We start from the raw sequence: 19874 nt of genomic DNA, 5'->3' as shown, positions 1-19874 counted from the left end.
CTGCAACTGAAGTATAACAATAAAATATAAACAGATCAATACAAATTGGTCTGTTTTTTTATAAATTTCTGTTCCAGAATGATTTACGGAAAATGTAATGATAAGAAAAAAATCTTATGAATCTAGGTGTTTATTTGAAAAATAGTAACATTAAAGGCTGATTTGTTATTATTATTTTTGCTACATTTGAACAAATGAAAACAAAATGTTAATCTATAGACTAAAAAACTATTTTTTCCTTTTTTCTTTTTTATTGATTTCTGTTTCTGCATTTTCTCAAACGAGACCAGTCAGAAAATCAGAAAAGATAAAGCCTTCTGCTGCCAGTCTCAGAGCTGGAGCATTCATAGATGTAAATGTACCTCCTTACACTCCTTCAAATTATACACCCGAGCAATTGGTGAAGAATATTTTGATCAACGGTGGTACCAATTGTACAACAGCCAATGTTACCAATGTTACAGTATCTCCTAATCATGATGTGACTAACAGCAACAGATTTTGGGGATATTTTCATAAAGGAACAACAAGTTTTCCTTTTACTGATGGTATTGTTCTGACTACAGGGTATGCTTCGGAAGCAGGTAATAGCTATGTGTCAGCTGTTGGGCAATCTACAGGAACCGGGAGTGATGCAGACCTTGTAGCAGCTACCGGAGCCAATGTCAGCTTAACGGATGCTGTAGCACTTGAATTTGATTTTGTACCGAATTCCAATCAGGTAAAATTTAACTATATATTTGCTTCTGATGAATATACTTCGGATTATCCATGTCTGGGTTATTCTGATGCTTTTGCATTATTGCTGAAGAAAGTGGGGGATCCTACCTATACCAATCTTGCGGTGCTGCCGGCAAGTGCAGGACCTGTAAGTGCGACCAATATTGTTCCTGCCGGCAATGGATTCAGTTGTGGACCTATCAATGCAGCTTATTTTGGAGGATTGGCAAACCCTCACCTGCTTATTAATTATTTTGGAAGAACAACACCTTTAACAGCTATAGCAGATGTAATTCCGGGACAGACATACCATTTTAAAATGGTGCTGGCAGATGCAAAAGACTCTACCCATGACTCAGCTGTATTCCTGGAAGGAGGATCTTTTGATGTCGGAATTAAAATTGTAGATGAAGCCGGAGCAGTTTTACCTGGCAGCATCAACATGTGTGACAATACACCAAAGCAATTGAAAGCACAGGTAGCAGCCATTCCGGGAATGACGTATCAGTGGTATAAAGACGGAGTTGCCATTCCGGGAGCAACCAGCGCTATTTATGTTGCTACCCAGCCAGGAGTATATACTGTGAAAGTAATGGTTCCGGGCAATCAGTGTCCTAGTGAAGCAACCGTTACCATTATCGGAGGAACGAGTCCTACAGTACAGAATGCTGTGCTTAAACTCTGTACAACACCTGCACTCAGTACCTTTGATTTAGAAACGGCAAAACCTCTGATCAGTACCACGCAGGGAGCGGTATTCCGTTTTTATGCTAATCAGGCGGATGCACAGGCTCAAAACAATAGTTATATTACCAATCTGACAACCTACAACGGTACAGATGGACAGATATTATATGTACTGGTTTCCAATGGAGCTTTCTGTAGTAAAATTGCAACTTTAACATTAAGAAAAGAAGAAACTCCGACAGCATTGCTTACAGCTCCAAGATTAAAAATCTGTGCAGGGGAATCTGTGTTGTTAACAGCTTCTGGTGGAGTAACATACCAGTGGAGTGATTCTGCAGCCACTACAGGTGGAATAAGAACTGTAAGTCCTACCCAGACAACAACATATACTGTATATGCTATCGGAGCACAGGGATGTAAATCTCTTCAGCCGGCACGTATTACAATAGAAGTAGTACCGGCTATCGTTTCAAACTTAAAAGGAGGACATATCTGCCAGGGAGATAAAATCATTCTGGATGCAGGTTCAGGTCCTGAATATACTTATCAGTGGAGTAATGGAGAAACAGGTCAGAGCATTACTGTTTCTACTCCGGGAGAATATTCGGTAATGATAAGTAATGGGGTATGTTCAAAAGAGTTTAAAGCACAGGTTATTAAAGCTGTGATTCCTGAAGTAATAAACGTAGACTATAATGAAAATGGAGTAATGATTGTTACAGCAAGCAATCCAAGCAATGGTATTCTGGAATATTCAGTAGATAACGGAGTTACTTGGCAGTCTTCCAATGTATTTAACAATGTCCCTAAAAATAAAATTATTTCAATCAGGGTGAGAGTTAAGTTTACAAGCTGCGTAGGCTTCCTTGAATTCTTTACATTCGTGATGAAAAATGTAATTACTCCTAATGGGGATAATATTAATGATATTATAGATTTCAGCGGAGTGGTCAACTATAAAGATTTCAGCGGACAGGTCTTTGACCGATACGGAAGAGAAGTCTTCAAGGCTGAAAAGATAAGACCATATTGGGATGGATATTTCCAGGGTAAGAAACTGCCTACTTCCACCTACTGGTATCAGGTAACCTTTGAAGATCCTGCGAGTAAAGAAGTTACGGTGAAAACAGGATGGATATTACTTAAAAATATAGAATAATTAAAACTATAATCGAAAGACTGGCTATTTTGTCAGTCTTTTTTTATTATATTAAAATAAATAGAGTTGATATCCTAACATAAATAAATTTGCGTTAGTAATAATGTAAATTGTGTTAACTTGAATTTCAATCAAAAAAAATAGTATTTTTGTTTAAAATAATATAAAATGTTAAATAGGAGGAGAGGAAATTTATTTTTAGCGTTATTTTTAGTTTTCTTAAGCAACTTTATTTCTGCTCAAAATAGAGGAAGGGTAGAAATTGCGAGAAAACCGAGTGCTGCTTCCTTGAGGGCAGGTGCTTTTATAGATGTGAATGCACCAAGTTACCCGGAATCAGGCTATCCTATAACCCAGCTAATCAATGATGTTCTTATCTCAGGAGGCACTACCTGTACCAGCTCAAGTGTAAGCAATGTAACGGTGTCTCCAAACCTGCCGGCTTCCAATCAGAATCGAAGCTGGGGATATTTTAATAAGTCAAATACCAATTTTCCGTTTAGTAAAGGGATTATACTTTCTACCGGATATGCCAATAAAGCAGGAAACACTCTTCAGGGAACTTTAAGCGATGACCTTGGAACAGGAGGAGATGTAGATCTGGCGAACGCTTTGGGAATCGGTAATAATAACCTCACCAATGCTACTTCAATTGAGTTTGACTTCGTTGCAGCTTCTACTGAAATTACTTTCAGATATTTATTTGCTTCGAAAGAATATCAGCAGAACTTTCCATGTACCATCACCGATGGTTTTGCCTTGCTTCTAAAAAAAACATCTGATCCTACTTATACCAACCTTGCAGTGCTTCCGGCAGGAGCAGGCCCTGTAAGTGTAACGAATATCCACCCGCAGTATCAAAACTGCGGACCTAAAAATGAAGCCTATTACGGAGGTACCAATACTGCTCAGATTGAAACCAATTTTAACGGGCGTACCATTCCTCTTACAGCAAAAGCAACTGTAATCCCGGGAGAAACCTATCATTTTAAAATCGTTCTTGCTGACTATCAGGACCCCAATTTTGATTCTGCCGTATTTTTGGAAGCAGGATCTTTCGATATTGGAGTGAAAATTTTAGACCCGGCAGGAGTACAGCTGCCTGCATCTGTAAATATGTGTGATAATACACCACAGACTTTTACAGCTTCTGTTCAGGGGCCAAATATAACCTATCAGTGGTATTTGGGAACCAACCCGATTGCCGGGGCAACCAATGCAAGTTATACAGCAACAGCACCGGGAGTTTATACTGTTAAGGTTTTTATACAGGGAAACAGCTGTCCGGGAGAAGCTACTATTACTGTAGTGGGTGGGACATCTCCAACAGTACAGAATGCTACACTAACAGCCTGTTATGCTGCCGGAAATGCAACATTTAATTTAACATCAGCACAGGCTTCAATAAGTACCACTCCGGGAGCCGTGTTTTCATATTATACCACATTAGCGGATGCTAATGCAGGAAATACAAATACAATACCTAACCCAACGGCTCATCAGAGCGCAGGTGGAACGGTATATGTAAGAGTTGCAAACGGTTTCTGTGCAAAAGTAGCGCAGCTTCAATTGGTGAAAGCGCCACAAATGATCCCTACTATTGCCCCTCCTGCAGTACTTACTTGTGCTAACTCTCAGACTACACTGGATGCCTCAGCTTCCGTTTATCCGGCAGGTGCTACATTTAACTGGACAACTACAGGAGGAAATATTGTTTCAGGAGGAACTACCTTAAACCCTGTTATCAATGCTGCTGGAACCTATACTTTAACCATAACAAAAGTTTATCAGCCAGGAAATATTAGTTGTACAGCAGTGGGCAATGTAACGGTAACGGGAAACAGTGCTCCACCGGTGACAGGACTTACTGCAAGCAAAATAAAAATCTGTAAAGGTACATCTACAACACTTACTGCATCAGGAGGTGCTACCTATAACTGGGGTAATGGTCTTACCGGAAACGGAAATACACAGGTGGTTTCACCTACCGTTACAACTACTTATACTGTAACAGCAGTAGGTGCTAATGGCTGTGTGTCTCAAAACCCTGCTACCATAACAATTGAAGTGTCAGAACCTTTTACGCCACAGAATGCAATACTACATAAATGTTATCAGCCAGGATTAACTTATAATCTTACAGAAGCTCAGCCTCAGATCACAACTACTGGTGGAGTTACTTTTACTTATTATGTAAACCAGGCTGATGCCAATGCTGCTAATGGAAACTTTATTGTAACTCCTACAACTTATACGCCGCCGGGAGGAAGCCAGACGATTTATGTATTGGTAAGTAATGGAGGTTGCAGCTATGTAGTATCTCTGCAATTATTAAGCACGGCTCAAACTACTCTTACAATTGCTGCACCACAAACAATTACCTGTACAACTCCTCAGATTACAATCAATGCTTCAGCATCTGTTGTTCCTGCAGGATCTACAATTACATGGACAACAACGGGAGGAACTATCGTCTCAGGAGGGAACACCCTTACCCCTGTTGTAAGCGCTGGTGGTACCTATACTTTAACAGTTACTAATGTATCACAGCCAGGTAATTTAAGTTGTACATTTACTTCAACAGTAACTGTACAGGAAGATAAAGTACAACCGGTGGCTGCTGTTGTTTCGTCAGTACCTCGTATTTGTATTGGGGAATCTGTAACATTAACAGCTTCCGGAGGGGTAACTTATAACTGGGGCAATGGTCTTACAGGAAACGGAAGTACTCAGGTTGTTTCACCTACTACAACTACTGTGTATACTGTTTTTGCTGTTGGAGCTAACGGATGTATTTCTGCAACACCGGCATCAGTTACCGTTCAGGTAGGTCCACCTATAGCAGGACTTACAGCATCCAAATTAAAAATTTGTGAAGGAGAATCTGTGACACTGACTGCTACGGGAGGGATTACTTATAACTGGGTAGGACTTACAGGAAATGGAAATACGCAGGTCGTTACTCCTACCACAACAACAGAATATTCAGTATTCGCATTGGGAGGAAACGGATGTAGCTCTGTGAATCCGGCTAAAGTAACCATTGAAGTAGTTCCGGCAATTGTTTCTACATTGAAAGACGTATTTGTTTGTGCCGGAGATAAAGGAACTCTTGATGCAGGTCCGGGACCAAATTATACTTACTTATGGAATACTGGAGCAACCACTCAGACGATAACAACTAATGTTGCGGGTGCTTATTCTGTAATAATCAGTAACGGAGTCTGTTCCAAAACGTTCTCTGCCCAGCTGATTAATCCTGATCTGCCACAATTTACCAATGTTGTATATGATAATCACATTCTTACCCTTACGGCAAGTAACCCAACTGGAGGTGTTTTAGAATTTTCAATTGATGGAGGGCTGACGTGGCAGCCATCGAATATATTTACCGGTATCCTGAACAATACAATGTATTCTCTGATGGTAAGAGTAAAAGGTGCTAAATGCGGTACTTCACTGGATTATTTTACATTCGTTATCAGCAATGCTATTACTCCTAATATGGATGGTGTAAATGATACTATCGATTTCACAGGAATCAGTGGATACAAAGATTTTGCAGCTTCTATCTTTGACAGATATGGAGCAGAGGTATTCAAAGCTTCAAAAGGCGATGTTATCTGGACAGGATCTTTAAAAGGAATTAACCTTTCTACAGGGACATATTGGTATAGAGTACAATGGGAAAACCCGGCCAGTAAGAAAATGGAACAGCGCTCAGGCTGGATTCTCTTAAAAAACAGAAATTAGAATTTATTAAAATAAAAAATAGACAACAAAATCTTTCAGTAATGGAAGATTTTGTTGTTTTATACAAGAAACGTTGTTGTGTTTTGTGAATTATTTTAAATAGAGGATAAATATGTTAAAACAATTTGTAACACGATGCTACCACATTGTTTATGGTTTGTACGAATAGGGATTGATTAACGAAAATTTACTTTAAAACGTTCATATATTGTTTTTTTACAGTAAAAAATATAAATATGTATGTGAGATATTTAAAAAAAAATTAAATTTGTTGAAACAAAAATATTATGAGAAGATATCTACCGCTTTGTTTATTTTTTTTAGTCATCTCGACTTTTTTATTTTCACAAAATCTGCCCCCCAGGAAACATGCAAAGGAAACCCCTTCAGCATTATCCAGAAGGGCTGGAGTTTTTATTGATGTAAATGCTCCGCAGTATGCTGAAACAAGTTACACGATAGAGAAAATGGTAAAAGATGTATTGATCTCATCCGGGACCAATACCTGCCTTACTCCAAATGTAAGTAACGTGAAGATTACTCCTAATCATGCTGCAAGTGATGCAGACAGAGCATGGGGATATTTTCATAAAGCTACAACCAATTTCCCTTTTAAAGATGGGCTTATTCTTTCTACAGGGTATGCAAGAAGAGCTGGTAACAGTTTTGAAGGTGGGCTGAGTGATGTCAATGGTGGAGGATCAGATGCTGACCTTGCACAGATAATCGGAGTAGTGGAAAGCAGATTGAATGATGCCGTTCTTCTGGAATTTGACTTCGTTCCTACGACAAGCCAGATTAAATTTAACTATTTGATTGCATCCGAAGAATACACGGGTTCTTTCCCTTGTACTTTTGCAGATGCATTTGCCATCTTATTGAGACCTACTTCAGGAGGACCTTATGTAAATATGGCTGTACTTCCCGGAGGGGCAGGACCCGTAAGTATTACGAATATCCACCCTGCAATACCAGGAAGTTGTGGTGCGGTAAATGAACAATATTTTGCAGGATACAATACAGGTAACGTTGAGACCAACTTTAATGGAAGAACAATTCCGTTAACCGCTACAGCAACCGTAGTAGCAGGACAGGAATATCACTTCAAAATGGTAATTGCTGATTATAGTGACCACAGTTATGACTCTGCAGTATTTCTGGAAGGAGGATCTTTCAATATCGGGGTTGACCTTTTAGATCCGGCAGGTACAAAATTACCTTCAGATATCAACGTGTGTGATAACGTACCTCAGGTGATCACTGCTTCAGTAAGTGATCCTAACCTTGTGTACCAATGGTATTATAATGGTGCACCGGTACCAAATGCTACTACCAATACAATTACGGCTATACAGCCAGGTACTTATACTATTGAAGTAAGTGTTCCGGGGAATCCTTGTCCGGGTAAAGCTACGATTCAGATTCATGGAGGAACAACTCCGCAGGCTCAGGATGCTACATTACTGCTTTGTACTACACCGGATATTACCACTTTTGATTTAAGCACAATTACCTCTACCATCAGCCCGACACCAGGAGCTATTTTTAAGTTCTACGTAAATCAGGCGGATGCAATTGCACAAAACAATAATTATATTCAGACTCCATTAAACTATAACGGTAACGATGGTCAGATTCTTTATGTTGTAGTTTCTAATGGTGGTTTCTGTAGTAAAATGGTTGAATTGAAATTACTGAAAGAAGTAACCCCAACGGCCAAAGTAAAAGCTTCCAGAATAAAAATCTGTCCGGGAGAATCTGTAACCCTTACTGCTGAAGGAGGAGATACTTACCAATGGAGCAACTTCATGGGAACTGGAAATATGCAGACTGTTACTTTATATCAGACAACAACATTTACAGTATACGCTATTGGAACAAAAGGTTGTAAATCTCTTAATCCGGCAACAATAAGAATCGAAGTTACTCCGGAAATCACTTCCCCATTAAAAGATGTTGAAATGTGTGTGGGTGATAAAGTGACTCTTGATGCAGGTGCGGGACAAGGCTTTAAATACCTTTGGAGTACAGGGGCAACAACACAGAAAATTGATGTAGACCAATGGGGTATCTATTCCGTAGAAGTTGATAACGGAATTTGTAAGAAAGTTTTTGAAGCTAAAGTAATGGGTGCAGCTACACCTTTTGTGACTGGATTAAACTATGAAAGCATCAAGAAAACAGTAACGATCACGGCTGAAAATCCTCCGATGAACAATATGCCAAGTACTTTGGAATATTCTATTGACAACGGAATCAGCTGGCAGGATTCAAACGTGTTTAGCAATCTTTTAGACAATACAAACTATACCGTTTTGGTAAGAAGAGTAGGGACGCACTGTGTAGGATCACTTGAATTCTTTACCCTGCAGATCAACAACATTATTACTCCGAATGAAGACGGAATCAATGACGTACTGGATCTTAAAGCTCTTGGAGAATTTAAAAACTTTACAGGTTCTGTGTATGACAGATATGGAGTGGAAATGTTCAGATTCTCAAAAGAAAATCCTATCTGGGACGGAACAGTTGGAGGTAAGAGACTTCCTACAGCAACATACTGGTATAAGTTCAATTTTGAGTATCCAAAATCAAAAGCTCAGATGAACTGGTCAGGATGGATTATGCTGAAAAACAGAAATTAGAATTGATAATGTAATATAAAAGAAAGCCTTTCAGATGTATTTTGAAAGGCTTTCTGCTTTTTAGACATGAAATATTATCGTTGATCCAAGAAAAAAGCTCCTTTATCAGGAGCTTTTACTATTGAAGTTTATTGATTTTCTTTCCAGAGATTGGCGAAGTGTATAAAATCTGCTACACTAAGTTCTTCCGCTCTCTTATCCAAAAACTCATGGCCTTTTAAAGCTTCAGGAATATTTAAGGATTTCAATGCATTAGACAATTTTTTTCTTCGCTGATTAAATCCTGTTTTTACAATCTGCTTAAAGAGAATTTCGTTACCTGCAAGACCTTCCTTTGGATTTCTTGTAAGGCGGATCACTCCGGATTTTACTTTTGGCGGCGGATTGAATACGTTTTCATGTACTGTAAACATATAAGATACATCATAATAAGCCTGTATCAGGACAGAAAGAATACCGTAATCTTTAGTTCTCGGAACGGCAGCTGCTCTCTCAGCCACCTCTTTCTGAAACATTCCTACCATTTCCGGAATCAGTTGATAATGATCTACAATCTGAAACAAGATCTGTGATGAAATATTATAGGGGAAATTCCCAATGATAGCAATCTGATCATCTTTGATAAAACCGAAGTCCTGTTTCAGGAAATCTCCCACAAAAGTCTCTTCAGTAACCTTTGTATAATTCTTTTTCAGGTATTCGATAGACTCTGTATCGATCTCTGCAAGATAAATGTTCTGATCCTTTTCAAGAAGATATTTGGTAAGAACTCCCATTCCGGGACCTACTTCCATGATGTTATTATAGTTCTCAAAACTAAGACCTTCTACGATTTTTCTTGCGATGTTTTCATCTGTCAGGAAGTGCTGTCCAAGATGTTTTTTTGCTTTTACACTCAAGGTTTTTTATGATTTTATTAACAATGATTTTCTTTATTTCGTCCCAAATTTCGGAAGTTTTTTTCTATTTTAGCCAAAAATTTTAATATTAATGGCTAAATCTGTAGATGAATTTAATAAGAAAAGGCTTCGGTCCAGCAATATTACAGTAGTGATAAGTATTGCCTTAGTGTTATTTTTGTTAGGATTAATGGGGCTTATTTTAATTAATGCCCAGAAGTATTCTGACTATATCAAAGAACAGTTGGTGGTGAACGCCTACTTTGATGAAAATTATGATGCTAAAGACTCTGTAAAGATTGCAAAACTGGAGGAAGAAACTTTTAAAAAGGTACAGACACTAGCTCCGGTAAAAAAAGCAACCTATATTTCAAGAGACATGGCTGCAAAAGAAGCCAAGAAAAGTATGGGAATTGACAGTGATGCATTGTTTGAAGAAAATATCTTCCCTTCCTCTATTGAAGTAGCTTTAAAACCTGAATTCGTAGATCCTGCAAAAATTGATGAAGCTATTAAAGAAATCAAATCAGTTCCAGGGATTATCGATGTTAAAAATGACAGTACCTTGATGGTAGATGTTTACAATAACCTGAGCAGAATCTTAAAGTGGATCTTCGGATTTTCAATTCTGTTCCTGGTATTGGCTGTTGTATTGATCAACAACTCTATCCGTCTGAAAATATTCTCAAAGAGATTTATTATTAAAACAATGCAGCTGGTAGGAGCGAAGAGAAGATTCATTCTTAAGCCTTTCATCATAGAAGCTATCATTTTAGGAGCTATTGGCTCTGTAATTGGTCTTATTGCTTTAGGGGGTGTCTGGTATTATTTTACAAGCCAGATTGGTTCTGCTTTCGTACAGGATAACAACCAGTATTTCTGGTTAGTGATCTTAGTATTGGGAGTAGGAGTCTTTATCTCTGTCTTAAGTACAATTTTCGCTACATGGAGGTTCTTAAAATCAAACGTTGACGATTTATATTACTCTTAACAATGAGCAAAAAAACAAATAAATTTTCCGCTTCAGACTTTGGACATGAAGCTGAAGTACCACAGGAAAACGCTTTCTATTTCGGACCGCAGAATTTCAAGTGGATGCTGATAGGACTGGCATTTATTGTCGTAGGATTTCTATTGATGATGGGCCCGGATGCCAATACGGTAGATGGTAAATTTGACCCGAACTCATGGAATGATGATATCTTTTCTATCAGAAGAATCAGGATAGCACCTCTGTTTGTTGTTATAGGATTTGTAATAGAAGTATACGCGATCTTAAAAAGAAAATAAATAAATTTTTATATTTTGAGATTAAGAGATTAAGAAATTGAGAATAATGTATTCTGAATTTCCGGATCTCTTAATCTTTTAATTTTTTAAAAGAATATGGATTTAATCAAAGCAATTATTATTGCCATTGTAGAAGGATTAACAGAATATCTTCCAATTTCCTCTACCGCACACATGGGATTTACAGCCAACCTTATGGGGCTTGAAGAAACAGAATTTTTAAAGATGTTTCAGGTATCCATTCAGTTTGGAGCTATTTTATCAGTGGTAGTGGCATACTGGAAAAAGTTTTTTGACTTAAATAATATTCAGTTTTATTTTAAACTCGCTTTTGCTGTAGTTCCGGCTTTGGTTTTAGGATATTTATTCGATGATAAAATTGAAGCTGTACTGGGAAATCAGATCGCTATTTCCTCAGTATTGGTTTTAGGAGGTGTTGTTTTACTGTTTGCTGACAAATGGTTTAAAAATCCTAAAATAGACGATGAAAAAGGAATTACCATAAGAAATGCTGTGACCATTGGTTTCTGGCAGTGTCTTGCAATGATGCCGGGAACGAGCCGTAGTGCTGCTTCTATCATTGGAGGTATGGCACAGGGGCTTACCAGAAAAGCGGCCGCAGAATTTTCCTTTTTCCTTGCAGTACCCACAATGCTGGCGGTAACCGTATACTCGGTTTTTGTGAAAACATGGGGGAAAGAAACACCCAATCCGCAGAAAGGATATGAAATGATTATGGCGTCGCAGGATCACATTATGATCTTTGTGGTAGGAAATGTTGTCGCGTTTATCGTGGCACTTATCGCTATCAAAGCATTCATTGGAGTGCTTAATAAATATGGATTTAAACCTTGGGGATGGTACCGTATTTTTGTTGGAGTTGCCCTTTTGATTTATTTTTATTTCTTTAAATAAGAATTACCCATTTATACCCATTCATGACTGCTGAAGAACTGAAATCAGGATACGTTTTTTTATTGGATAAGCCTTTGGACTGGACTTCCTTCCAGGCTGTCAATAAAATGAAATATAAACTTAAAAGGGAGTTTGATCTTCCTAAAAAATTTAAAATCGGGCACGCAGGAACTTTAGATCCCAGAGCAACGGGACTTCTGATTGTCTGCTGCGGAAAATTCACCAAGAAAATTCCTGAAATCCAGGATGCTCCTAAAGAATACTGGACGGAGATTAAGATTGGGGTACAGACAGAGTCTTATGATACCGAAAAACCTGAAATCCTTCATCAGGATATCTCTCATATTACTGAAGAACAGGTAAAAGAAGTACTGGGAAAGTTTGTTGGAGAAATTGAACAGAAACCACCCGTTTATTCAGCCATTAAAATTGATGGTGAAAGAGCTTACAATCTTGCAAGAGCTGGGGAAGAAGTGGAAATGAAGGCCAGAAAAACCACCATTCATTACATTAAAGATGTTAAGATAGATTTTCCTTTAGTAAGTTTCATGGTAGGCTGTTCAAAAGGAACCTATATCAGAAGTCTTGCCCATGATATCGGACAGGAATTGGGAGTAGGAGCCTATCTGACTCAATTAAGACGTACTAAAATCGGTGACTATGCTATTGAAAACGCTACTGATCAGTTTTTAAATAACGAGTACAGATTTGAAAATCTATGAAAATAAAATTATCCTTTTTAATATTTGTATTTGCCTTTTTAAAGACATTTTCTCAGGATACAGAATCTGGAAAATCAAAAATGGATTTTTATTTTAATCCTTCCCTTAATATCGGGTTTAATATTAAGAAGAAGGATCAGGCCAACAATTCGCAGTATATTGAAAACAAATCTTCATTAGGAAATCTGACTTATGGTGTTACTGCTATCGGAGGATATAATTTTCTTCCTAATTTTGCATTAGGAACCGGAATCAAATATAGCTTTATACAGGATAATTATCATCTGATTTATTGGGTTATTCAGCCGAAGATCATTTTTTCTCCGGGAGAAAGACCATTTTACATTGATATTAATTATGGAAAGCAGCTTAATCATTCTGCAGTTTCAGATACTGAATTCTGGGGCGGCAGATTGGGAATGCAGGTTTCTTATTCAAAGAGATTGAGTCAGGAAGGAGGAATTGTTTTTGAATCACATAAACTCAAAGATAGGGCTGATGGATTTTTCATAGGATTAAGCTATGGAATTACAATTTTCAGCAATAAAAATTATACCGGCTACGGAAAAGACTAATGGAAAAAACGCGCATCAATAAATATTTATCAGAAGTAGGATACTGTTCCAGAAGAGCAGCAGATAAGCTTTTGGAAGAGGGCAGGATTAAAATAAACGGGAAAATTCCTGAAATGGGAACAAAAGTTTCCGATGAAGATCTTGTGGAGGTAGACGGTAAAGCTATCAGAGAACCTCAGGAAAAGCCAGTATATATCGTTTTTAATAAACCGGTAGGAATTGTTTGTACTACGGATACAAAACGTGAAAAAAATAACATTGTAGATTATATCAACCACCCGAAAAGAATTTTTCCTATCGGAAGATTAGACAAACCAAGTGAGGGACTGATCTTACTGACAAGTGATGGTGATATCGTCAATAAAATCCTAAGAGCCCGTAATAATCACGAGAAAGAATATATTGTTCGTGTAGATAAGCCGATCAATCCGAGATTTTTGGAAAAAATGCGAAATGGAGTTCCTATTCTGGATACCGTAACCAAAAAATGTGAGGTAGAAAAGATTGATGATATGAATTTCAGAATTGTTCTTACCCAGGGACTCAACAGACAAATCCGAAGAATGTGCGAATATCTCGGATACGAAGTAAAAAAGCTGAAAAGAATCCGTATTATGAACATCAAACTAGACCTCCCGATTGGAAAATGGAGAGATCTTACCGAAGATGAACTGAATGCATTGAATGCTCTGCTCACAGATTCCAGTAAAACATTCGACTAAACTTATACAATACTTTAACGATTTTCCTTCTATATTTTCCGGTATAAGTTACCGGAAATAGTATTGAATTATTTTCATTTCATTATTTTTCACATATTGGTGTAATATATTTTATTTTTCATAGAAAATATATTATATTTATAACACTTATAACCTGAAAATCATGAAATTAAAATTTATTGCAGTTCTTTTATTGGTGACTTTGATAACTTTTACCAGTTGTCTAAATGAACACGATCCAGATCATTCACATGATTCTTCCTTTTACATTGATTACAGAAGTTTAAAAGGATTACCAGACGGAATTGCCGTTATTGAGCTTGACCCTGAAGCCCCGGATTTCGGAAATATCAGCAGTAAGCTTGAATTGGGTATTGGTGTATTACCCCATCATATTTATTACAATCAGAATGCAAAAAAAATGTTCACAACTGCTTTGGGTGGCAGTTATCTCTATGAGATAAAAACGGGAGAAGATCAAAATGGATTGCCAAAATTAATTGATGCAACGCCTATTGATACTGGTGAGAATACGGTAGGAGAAAATTTATTTTTCACAACTGACGGAAGATATTTTATGACCTTTATGGGAGGAGCAGGAGGTCCGAAGGATGGCAGCATAGGTGTTTTTAATGCTAATAATAATCAGCTCATCAAAACAATTAAAGCACCGATTCAGGCTAATCCCAATAAGTTTATAATGTATCCGCATGGTATTTCAATTAATGAAGAAAAAGGATTGATGATGGTCAGTTCAACCATTCACCCGGACCTCACAACGGGAATGGGCAATACCTGTACTTTATTAGATCTGAATACTTATGAAATAAAGGAAACCTATCAGGTAGCAGACTCCCCAACTGATTTATCTGCTCCTGTGGAAGTGTTATTACTACGCGGAAAGTTTCCACAGTATGCACTTGCTACAACAATGCTTGGAGGAGATATCTGGATTGCACCATACAATACTGCCACCAAAAAATATGATGCTTTTACTAAGATCTTTGACGGAAGCACAAAAGGTTTAGGCTGGGCACTCGAAATGTATATTGATGATTCAAACAAACTGTATGTGAGTTTTGCAGATCCTGGAAAGGTACTGGTCTTTGATTTAAGTAATCTTCCCCAGCTAAAGCTTTTGAAGACTTTTGATGCTGATAAAGGGGCGCATCATATGGCTTTCTTTAAAACCAAGTCAGGAAAAGAGGTTGTAGCAGTACAAAATAATTTATTGGATCTCCCTAACTTGAATTCAGGAACCATTAGTGTAATTGATATCAATACAGGAAAAACCTTAGGTACAGTCGATTTGCGTAACCGCTATGGAATACTGCCGGAATCTATTGAAGGAACCAATGGTCCAAGCAATTATATGCATCATTAAAATTTAGAATATTTCATATAATCAACGATTCCAAAATATTATTTTTTGGAATCGTTTAAGCTATTTTACATATAGTCTCATCCTTTCTTCATACTCAGGTTTTAGTTTTAAAAGTTTCCATATTTTTCTGTCATCAGGATTACTGATCCGGTAGAAAATGATTTTGTCTGCAGAATATTTGAAATAGGGATGGTTCTTAAGCCATTCTTCGGGGGCGTCTACTAATGAATATCTGGGTACATCTGAGGAATTTAACGGTGCAATTGAGATTAGCTTTTGAACAAGATCCTGATTAATATTATAAGTACTTAAAATCTGTTGCTTATTGATAAAACCTCCGAGTTTTTTTCTAAAGCCAATCATAGAGCCAGCGCTTCTTTCATCCAAACCAAATTCTATAAGTTGTCTGAAAGTAATAGTGTTGAGATCTGTTTTTGAAAAATCAGTTTTTTCCTGTTGTTTTTCCTGGAACTTGATATAAGGTTTCATTTCCTGAAATTTCTCAGCAGAAATCACAAAACATTTCTGCAGATCGTCCAGGCTTTTAAAGCTTCCCCGAAGATTTCTATCCCGGTAATTAATGATGGTAATGGCTTGCTTTTCCGAAAATCCAAAGGTTTTCCAGCCCTCCAGATCCAGCTGATTAGGATCAAAAGACCGGTATTGAATTTTTTTGACTGTATTGTTCTTTGCCGAATTTTGAAAAGATTCGGGAGTTTTCGCTGGTAAAAGTAAATAAGGCTCAAGTTTGATATAATTTTCCGGAGAGATGATAAAACATTCTTTAAACTTCTCCTTACTGATAAAGCTTCCTCCCAGATAATTTCTGTATTTTAAAATAGCTTCTGCCTGTTTTTCACTGAACCCCATTTTAAGCCAATCATTAGCAGAAAACCGATCAGGATTGAATTTCCCTGAAATAATAATTTCTTTCTTTCCAAACGTATTGAATCCTTTTGAATTTCCTTTTTCTGCTATTTCAGGAAGTAAAATGAATGATTCCAATTCACTGAATTTCTCGTCAGAAATAGCGTAACATTTTTTCAACTGTTCTTTTGACATAAACTTTCCCCCTACAATATCTTTATATTTAAGAATTGTAGCAGTCTGCTTCTCTGAAAAGCCAAGTTTCTGCCATTGCTCTTTGTCCAGTGTATTGGGATCAAAATCGGATAAATTTGCAGAATTTGAAGAACTAGTAATAAACTTTATATCAGGAAAAGGTTCTTTTTCCCGGCTGGTGTATTTCTGATAGGCCAATAAAATAGTCAGCAATGTGACCATAAATGCCAATTTCTGGTAATAGCTTTTTCTCATCATGAAGTAAAAATATCAATAAAAATAAAGTATGTCAATGGTTGATAATGAAATGATTAAAGATGATATGCAGATTTTGTTTAATACTTAAAAAACAAATGGAAATTTGATATTTTTATATGATATAATTTCGTAGGGATATGGTAACTCTTCGGAATTTAATAATTTAGATATATCTAAATCAGAAGATAAAAAAGTTCATTTAGTTTCTTTAAATGAAAACTATTTTAAATAAAATAGTAGTGATTCAAGATAAAGTGTAATAAATACTGATGATTCAGGTAGTTCGAAAACTGTCGGATATAGCAATTATGATTTAGCAGAAACAATTTATCATGAAATAAAGTCTCATATAGAAGATTCCACAGGAGGAGCCAATGGGGATCATATTAAATATGGAGCCGATGCTTTTAAGCTTATAGTACCACGCACATCTGGATCTTCTGCAGAAATAATTATGAATCAGCTTATTAAAGTTAGAGAATATGCAAAAAAAGAAAAAAATGACAAGCAGAATTAAAAAAACAACATTTTTATTAATCTTATTCTTACCTTTTACTAGTATTATAAAAGGGCAGATTTTAGAGTTTTATAATCCAATTGTTGTAACTTATAGATCAGGAATGTTAAACAATGAAAAAGTTAATGCAGGAATATTCGATTATTTTAAACAAGATACTTCTAAGATGAAGTATGAATATTTAAAATATGATTCTGACAAAGAAAGTTTGTATAAATATGATGATACTAAGAATTCTTTCCAAAAAATTTTATGCTTAAAATCTGAGAATTTTAAATCACTAAAAAAAATAAAATTAGGAATATTCGATGAATTTAATTTAACTAGAGAAAACTCTAAAAGTTTTATAGCTTCCTCACCATATGGAAAATATCCCTCCCATCATAAGATAGTTACTTCAATAGATATTCTTCAAAAAACAAAAAAGAGGTTAATTATAAAAATTAACTATCAAGATGAATTTGAATGGAAGTATTTTGGAATATTAATTCTAACAGATTATAAATATGAAAACTTAGAAGACAATGAATAATAAGATATAAGATCAAGATAAGAGGTTAGCTTTAAAGTTGGCTTTTGTGTATACCACTGCTGGGACAGTTCTTGGAGACGCACCGCTCGGAAATTCAATTACAGCAACTGTTAATGCAAAGAATGGAGATACAGATACAATTACGCATGAAATTGGTCATACTTTTGGTTTAGAACATATCTGGGAGCCAAATTCAGGAGTTGAAGCTACTCCTGCCAATATTAACAATAGGATGAATTCATATGAAAACCCAACTTCTTCAATGAAAGGATTAGGTATAGAATTTAATAAAAATCAGATACAGAAGATGGAAGAAACTGTTAAAGCTAACTCATTTAGATTACCAAAAAATAAAAAATAATGAAAATAATATTTTTTTTAATAATTGTTTTACTGACCAACAATAGTTGCTCCGCACAAAATAATATTGATTTTTATTATCAAGATAAAACGAAAGCAACAGAAACAGATAGTACGGCATATAAATCTTATTTGGAAAATATTCCAAAAGAATTTCTTAAAAAAGATGACGAAGTTTTATTATTTTTTAATAATGCTGCTTTTATTGACGATGTAATCACTATTAATGGTAAAAAATATAATTTTGATAATTATACCTGTGGGTATAGAGAAATTAAAATTTCTAAAGGAAATAAAAAGATAAAGATTACGTCTAAGAAAAAAGAAAAGATGGAGTTTAATTTAAAAAAAGGAATTGATTATATTATTATTAGCGGAGACTTTGATAATAAATGGAGTGTTACATTTTCAGAATATTTTCCAGCAATGAATTGTTTATAAGTAATCTTTGATAGTATAGATTGTAATCCCCGCTGGCCCGAGAGTTTCGCTCGTGTCACGAATAAAACAAAAACCACTGTTTGTGCAGTGGTTTTGTCCATTTTCATTAGAGCTTTATATCTTAAGAAGCTCCTCATTTGCCAGGTAATTTTTCATTCATTTAAAAAATATCCATAAAATATTCCTATCATATTTATTAAAGTGTCGGGAACTATTTTATAACTGTATTCAGCGGCTTCGGAAGTGTTTTTGGCCATTATAGTAAGTCTCTGCAGTCGCTCATTAATTTGCTATAGCCATTTCGTAAACTGTCCCCAGCCATTTAAGAAATGCCTTCAAACACTATTGTAAATATCTCCGGGCACATTATCAAATAGATATAACTACTTTACAACTGTCTCAACCGTTTTTATAAGTCACTTTACCCACTTATCAAAGTGGTTGGAGACCGTTAATGAACACCTCTAGCCCTTATATAGCAGGGTATACCCCCTTGCCCAAAGGGGTAGAGGGGGTTGATGAAGGGGGTAGAAAAAGTGAAATCATCAGCGTCATGTTTTTTATTAATAGGTTGCCAGCTTTCCATAACTATAAAAAAAAGTATTTCCTCCTGGAAGCTTATTCAGATTTGATGGGTAGTAGAGAGTATAAACAAAAAATCCGCTGCAGTAAATGCAGCGGATTTTAATATATTGTATAAAACTATTCTTCCTCTCTTTCTCCCAAAGACTCTTTTAATTTAATAAGCTCAGCTTTTACAAATTCAAGCCTGTCGATAAGGGTGATGGTTTCGGAGATTTTACTGTTTGTAGTCAGGGCGATACGGGCTCCGTCCAGAGTGTATCCTTTTTCTTTTACAAGATGATAGATCATCTGAAGGTTTTTGATATCCTCAGGAGTGAAATATCGGTTGCCTTTTCTGTTTTTTTTAGGTTTGATAATAGGGAATTCCTGTTCCCAGTAGCGTATTAATGAAGTGTTTACATCGAATGCTTTTGCTACTTCTCCTATAGAATAATACAGTTTATCAGCTAAATTTATTTTCATTTTACGACTCCTAAACTTCAAAGATAAAAATTTTTTAAAGTTGTATCCAAATATATTGGAAAAACTACAGTCTGACTTTCATTATACAATAGCAAACTTGCCATAAAATTACATATATTAGTTTGTATCAGATCAGAAGACCCGGTATATGCTGGTCTTTTTTTGTCTACATTTGTGAATCTTTAC

The 19874-nt window shown here is 36.2% G+C and carries 16 protein-coding genes; 13 read left to right on the top strand and 3 right to left on the bottom strand.

The features are described from left to right. Positions 1-205: 205 nt before the first annotated feature. The 3 genes from LC457_RS13850 to LC457_RS13840 all read left to right on the top strand — a co-directional run bounded on the left by LC457_RS13850 (position 206) and on the right by LC457_RS13840 (position 8964). Complete coding sequence (locus LC457_RS13850; RefSeq protein ID WP_223600401.1) at positions 206-2566, top strand: choice-of-anchor L domain-containing protein; 2361 nt, start codon at positions 206-208, stop codon at positions 2564-2566. A 168-nt stretch (positions 2567-2734) separates the two neighbouring features. Continuing rightward, positions 2735-6319, top strand: a complete 3585-nt coding sequence (locus LC457_RS13845) for a choice-of-anchor L domain-containing protein (RefSeq protein ID WP_223600400.1) — start codon at positions 2735-2737, stop codon at positions 6317-6319. A gap of 287 nt (positions 6320-6606) precedes the next feature. Then, the gene (locus LC457_RS13840) at positions 6607-8964 is read left to right on the top strand and encodes a choice-of-anchor L domain-containing protein (protein ID WP_223600399.1); all 2358 of its coding nucleotides are present in this window, start codon (positions 6607-6609) and stop codon (positions 8962-8964) included. Positions 8965-9092: 128 nt separating this feature from the next. Here the strand turns inward: LC457_RS13840 and rsmA are convergent, their stop codons facing one another. Beyond that, the gene (gene rsmA, locus LC457_RS13835; RefSeq protein WP_223600398.1) at positions 9093-9863 is read right to left on the bottom strand and encodes a 16S rRNA (adenine(1518)-N(6)/adenine(1519)-N(6))-dimethyltransferase RsmA; all 771 of its coding nucleotides are present in this window, start codon (positions 9861-9863) and stop codon (positions 9093-9095) included. Between the two features lie 91 nt (positions 9864-9954). Here rsmA and LC457_RS13830 point away from each other — a divergent pair, with 91 nt between their 5' ends. From LC457_RS13830 to LC457_RS13800, 7 genes are all read left to right on the top strand, one after another. Then, positions 9955-10854 (top strand): ABC transporter permease, encoded by a 900-nt coding sequence (locus tag LC457_RS13830; protein WP_047423638.1) that lies wholly within the window; start codon positions 9955-9957, stop codon positions 10852-10854. Between the two features lie 2 nt (positions 10855-10856). Beyond that, positions 10857-11153, top strand: coding sequence for a DUF3098 domain-containing protein (locus tag LC457_RS13825; RefSeq protein WP_047381407.1), 297 nt, complete (start codon positions 10857-10859; stop codon positions 11151-11153). Between the two features lie 96 nt (positions 11154-11249). Continuing rightward, positions 11250-12068, top strand: a complete 819-nt coding sequence (locus LC457_RS13820; protein WP_223600397.1) for an undecaprenyl-diphosphate phosphatase — start codon at positions 11250-11252, stop codon at positions 12066-12068. A gap of 23 nt (positions 12069-12091) precedes the next feature. Continuing rightward, positions 12092-12790, top strand: a complete 699-nt coding sequence (gene truB / locus LC457_RS13815) for a tRNA pseudouridine(55) synthase TruB (protein WP_223600396.1) — start codon at positions 12092-12094, stop codon at positions 12788-12790. Then, positions 12787-13365 (top strand): hypothetical protein, encoded by a 579-nt coding sequence (locus LC457_RS13810; RefSeq protein ID WP_223600395.1) that lies wholly within the window; start codon positions 12787-12789, stop codon positions 13363-13365. Before truB ends, LC457_RS13810 begins: the two co-directional genes overlap by 4 nt. Continuing rightward, complete coding sequence (gene rluF, locus LC457_RS13805; RefSeq protein ID WP_223600394.1) at positions 13365-14087, top strand: 23S rRNA pseudouridine(2604) synthase RluF; 723 nt, start codon at positions 13365-13367, stop codon at positions 14085-14087. Before LC457_RS13810 ends, rluF begins: the two co-directional genes overlap by 1 nt. Positions 14088-14250: 163 nt before the next feature. Further along, positions 14251-15471, top strand: coding sequence for a YncE family protein (locus LC457_RS13800; protein ID WP_223600393.1), 1221 nt, complete (start codon positions 14251-14253; stop codon positions 15469-15471). Between the two features lie 60 nt (positions 15472-15531). Here the strand turns inward: LC457_RS13800 and LC457_RS13795 are convergent, their stop codons facing one another. Continuing rightward, positions 15532-16755, bottom strand: coding sequence for a helix-hairpin-helix domain-containing protein (locus LC457_RS13795; protein WP_223600392.1), 1224 nt, complete (start codon positions 16753-16755; stop codon positions 15532-15534). Positions 16756-17273: 518 nt separating this feature from the next. On the opposite strand from LC457_RS13795, the gene LC457_RS13790 reads away from it, so the two are divergent. From LC457_RS13790 to LC457_RS13780, 3 genes are read left to right on the top strand one after another with little or no spacing between them, the layout of a single operon-like run. Continuing rightward, on the top strand, positions 17274-17840 hold the full coding sequence (locus LC457_RS13790; protein WP_223600391.1) for a hypothetical protein: 567 nt from the start codon (positions 17274-17276) through the stop codon (positions 17838-17840). A 46-nt stretch (positions 17841-17886) separates the two neighbouring features. Further along, a complete protein-coding gene (locus LC457_RS13785) occupies positions 17887-18201 on the top strand; it encodes a reprolysin-like metallopeptidase (protein WP_223600390.1) in 315 nt (104 codons plus the stop codon). After that, on the top strand, positions 18201-18641 hold the full coding sequence (locus tag LC457_RS13780; RefSeq protein WP_223600389.1) for a hypothetical protein: 441 nt from the start codon (positions 18201-18203) through the stop codon (positions 18639-18641). The genes LC457_RS13785 and LC457_RS13780 overlap by 1 nt, the downstream gene beginning before the upstream one ends. A 702-nt stretch (positions 18642-19343) precedes the next feature. Here the strand turns inward: LC457_RS13780 and LC457_RS13775 are convergent. Further along, positions 19344-19688: a MerR family transcriptional regulator gene (locus tag LC457_RS13775; RefSeq protein ID WP_047383183.1), complete on the bottom strand. Its 345-nt coding sequence runs from the start codon at positions 19686-19688 to the stop codon at positions 19344-19346. Positions 19689-19874 lie beyond the last annotated feature (186 nt).

It is taken from the genome of Chryseobacterium sp. GVT01B (assembly GCF_019970045.1).
Lineage (GTDB): Bacteria > Bacteroidota > Bacteroidia > Flavobacteriales > Weeksellaceae > Chryseobacterium.
This window is presented reverse-complemented; position numbering and strand designations above follow the sequence as displayed.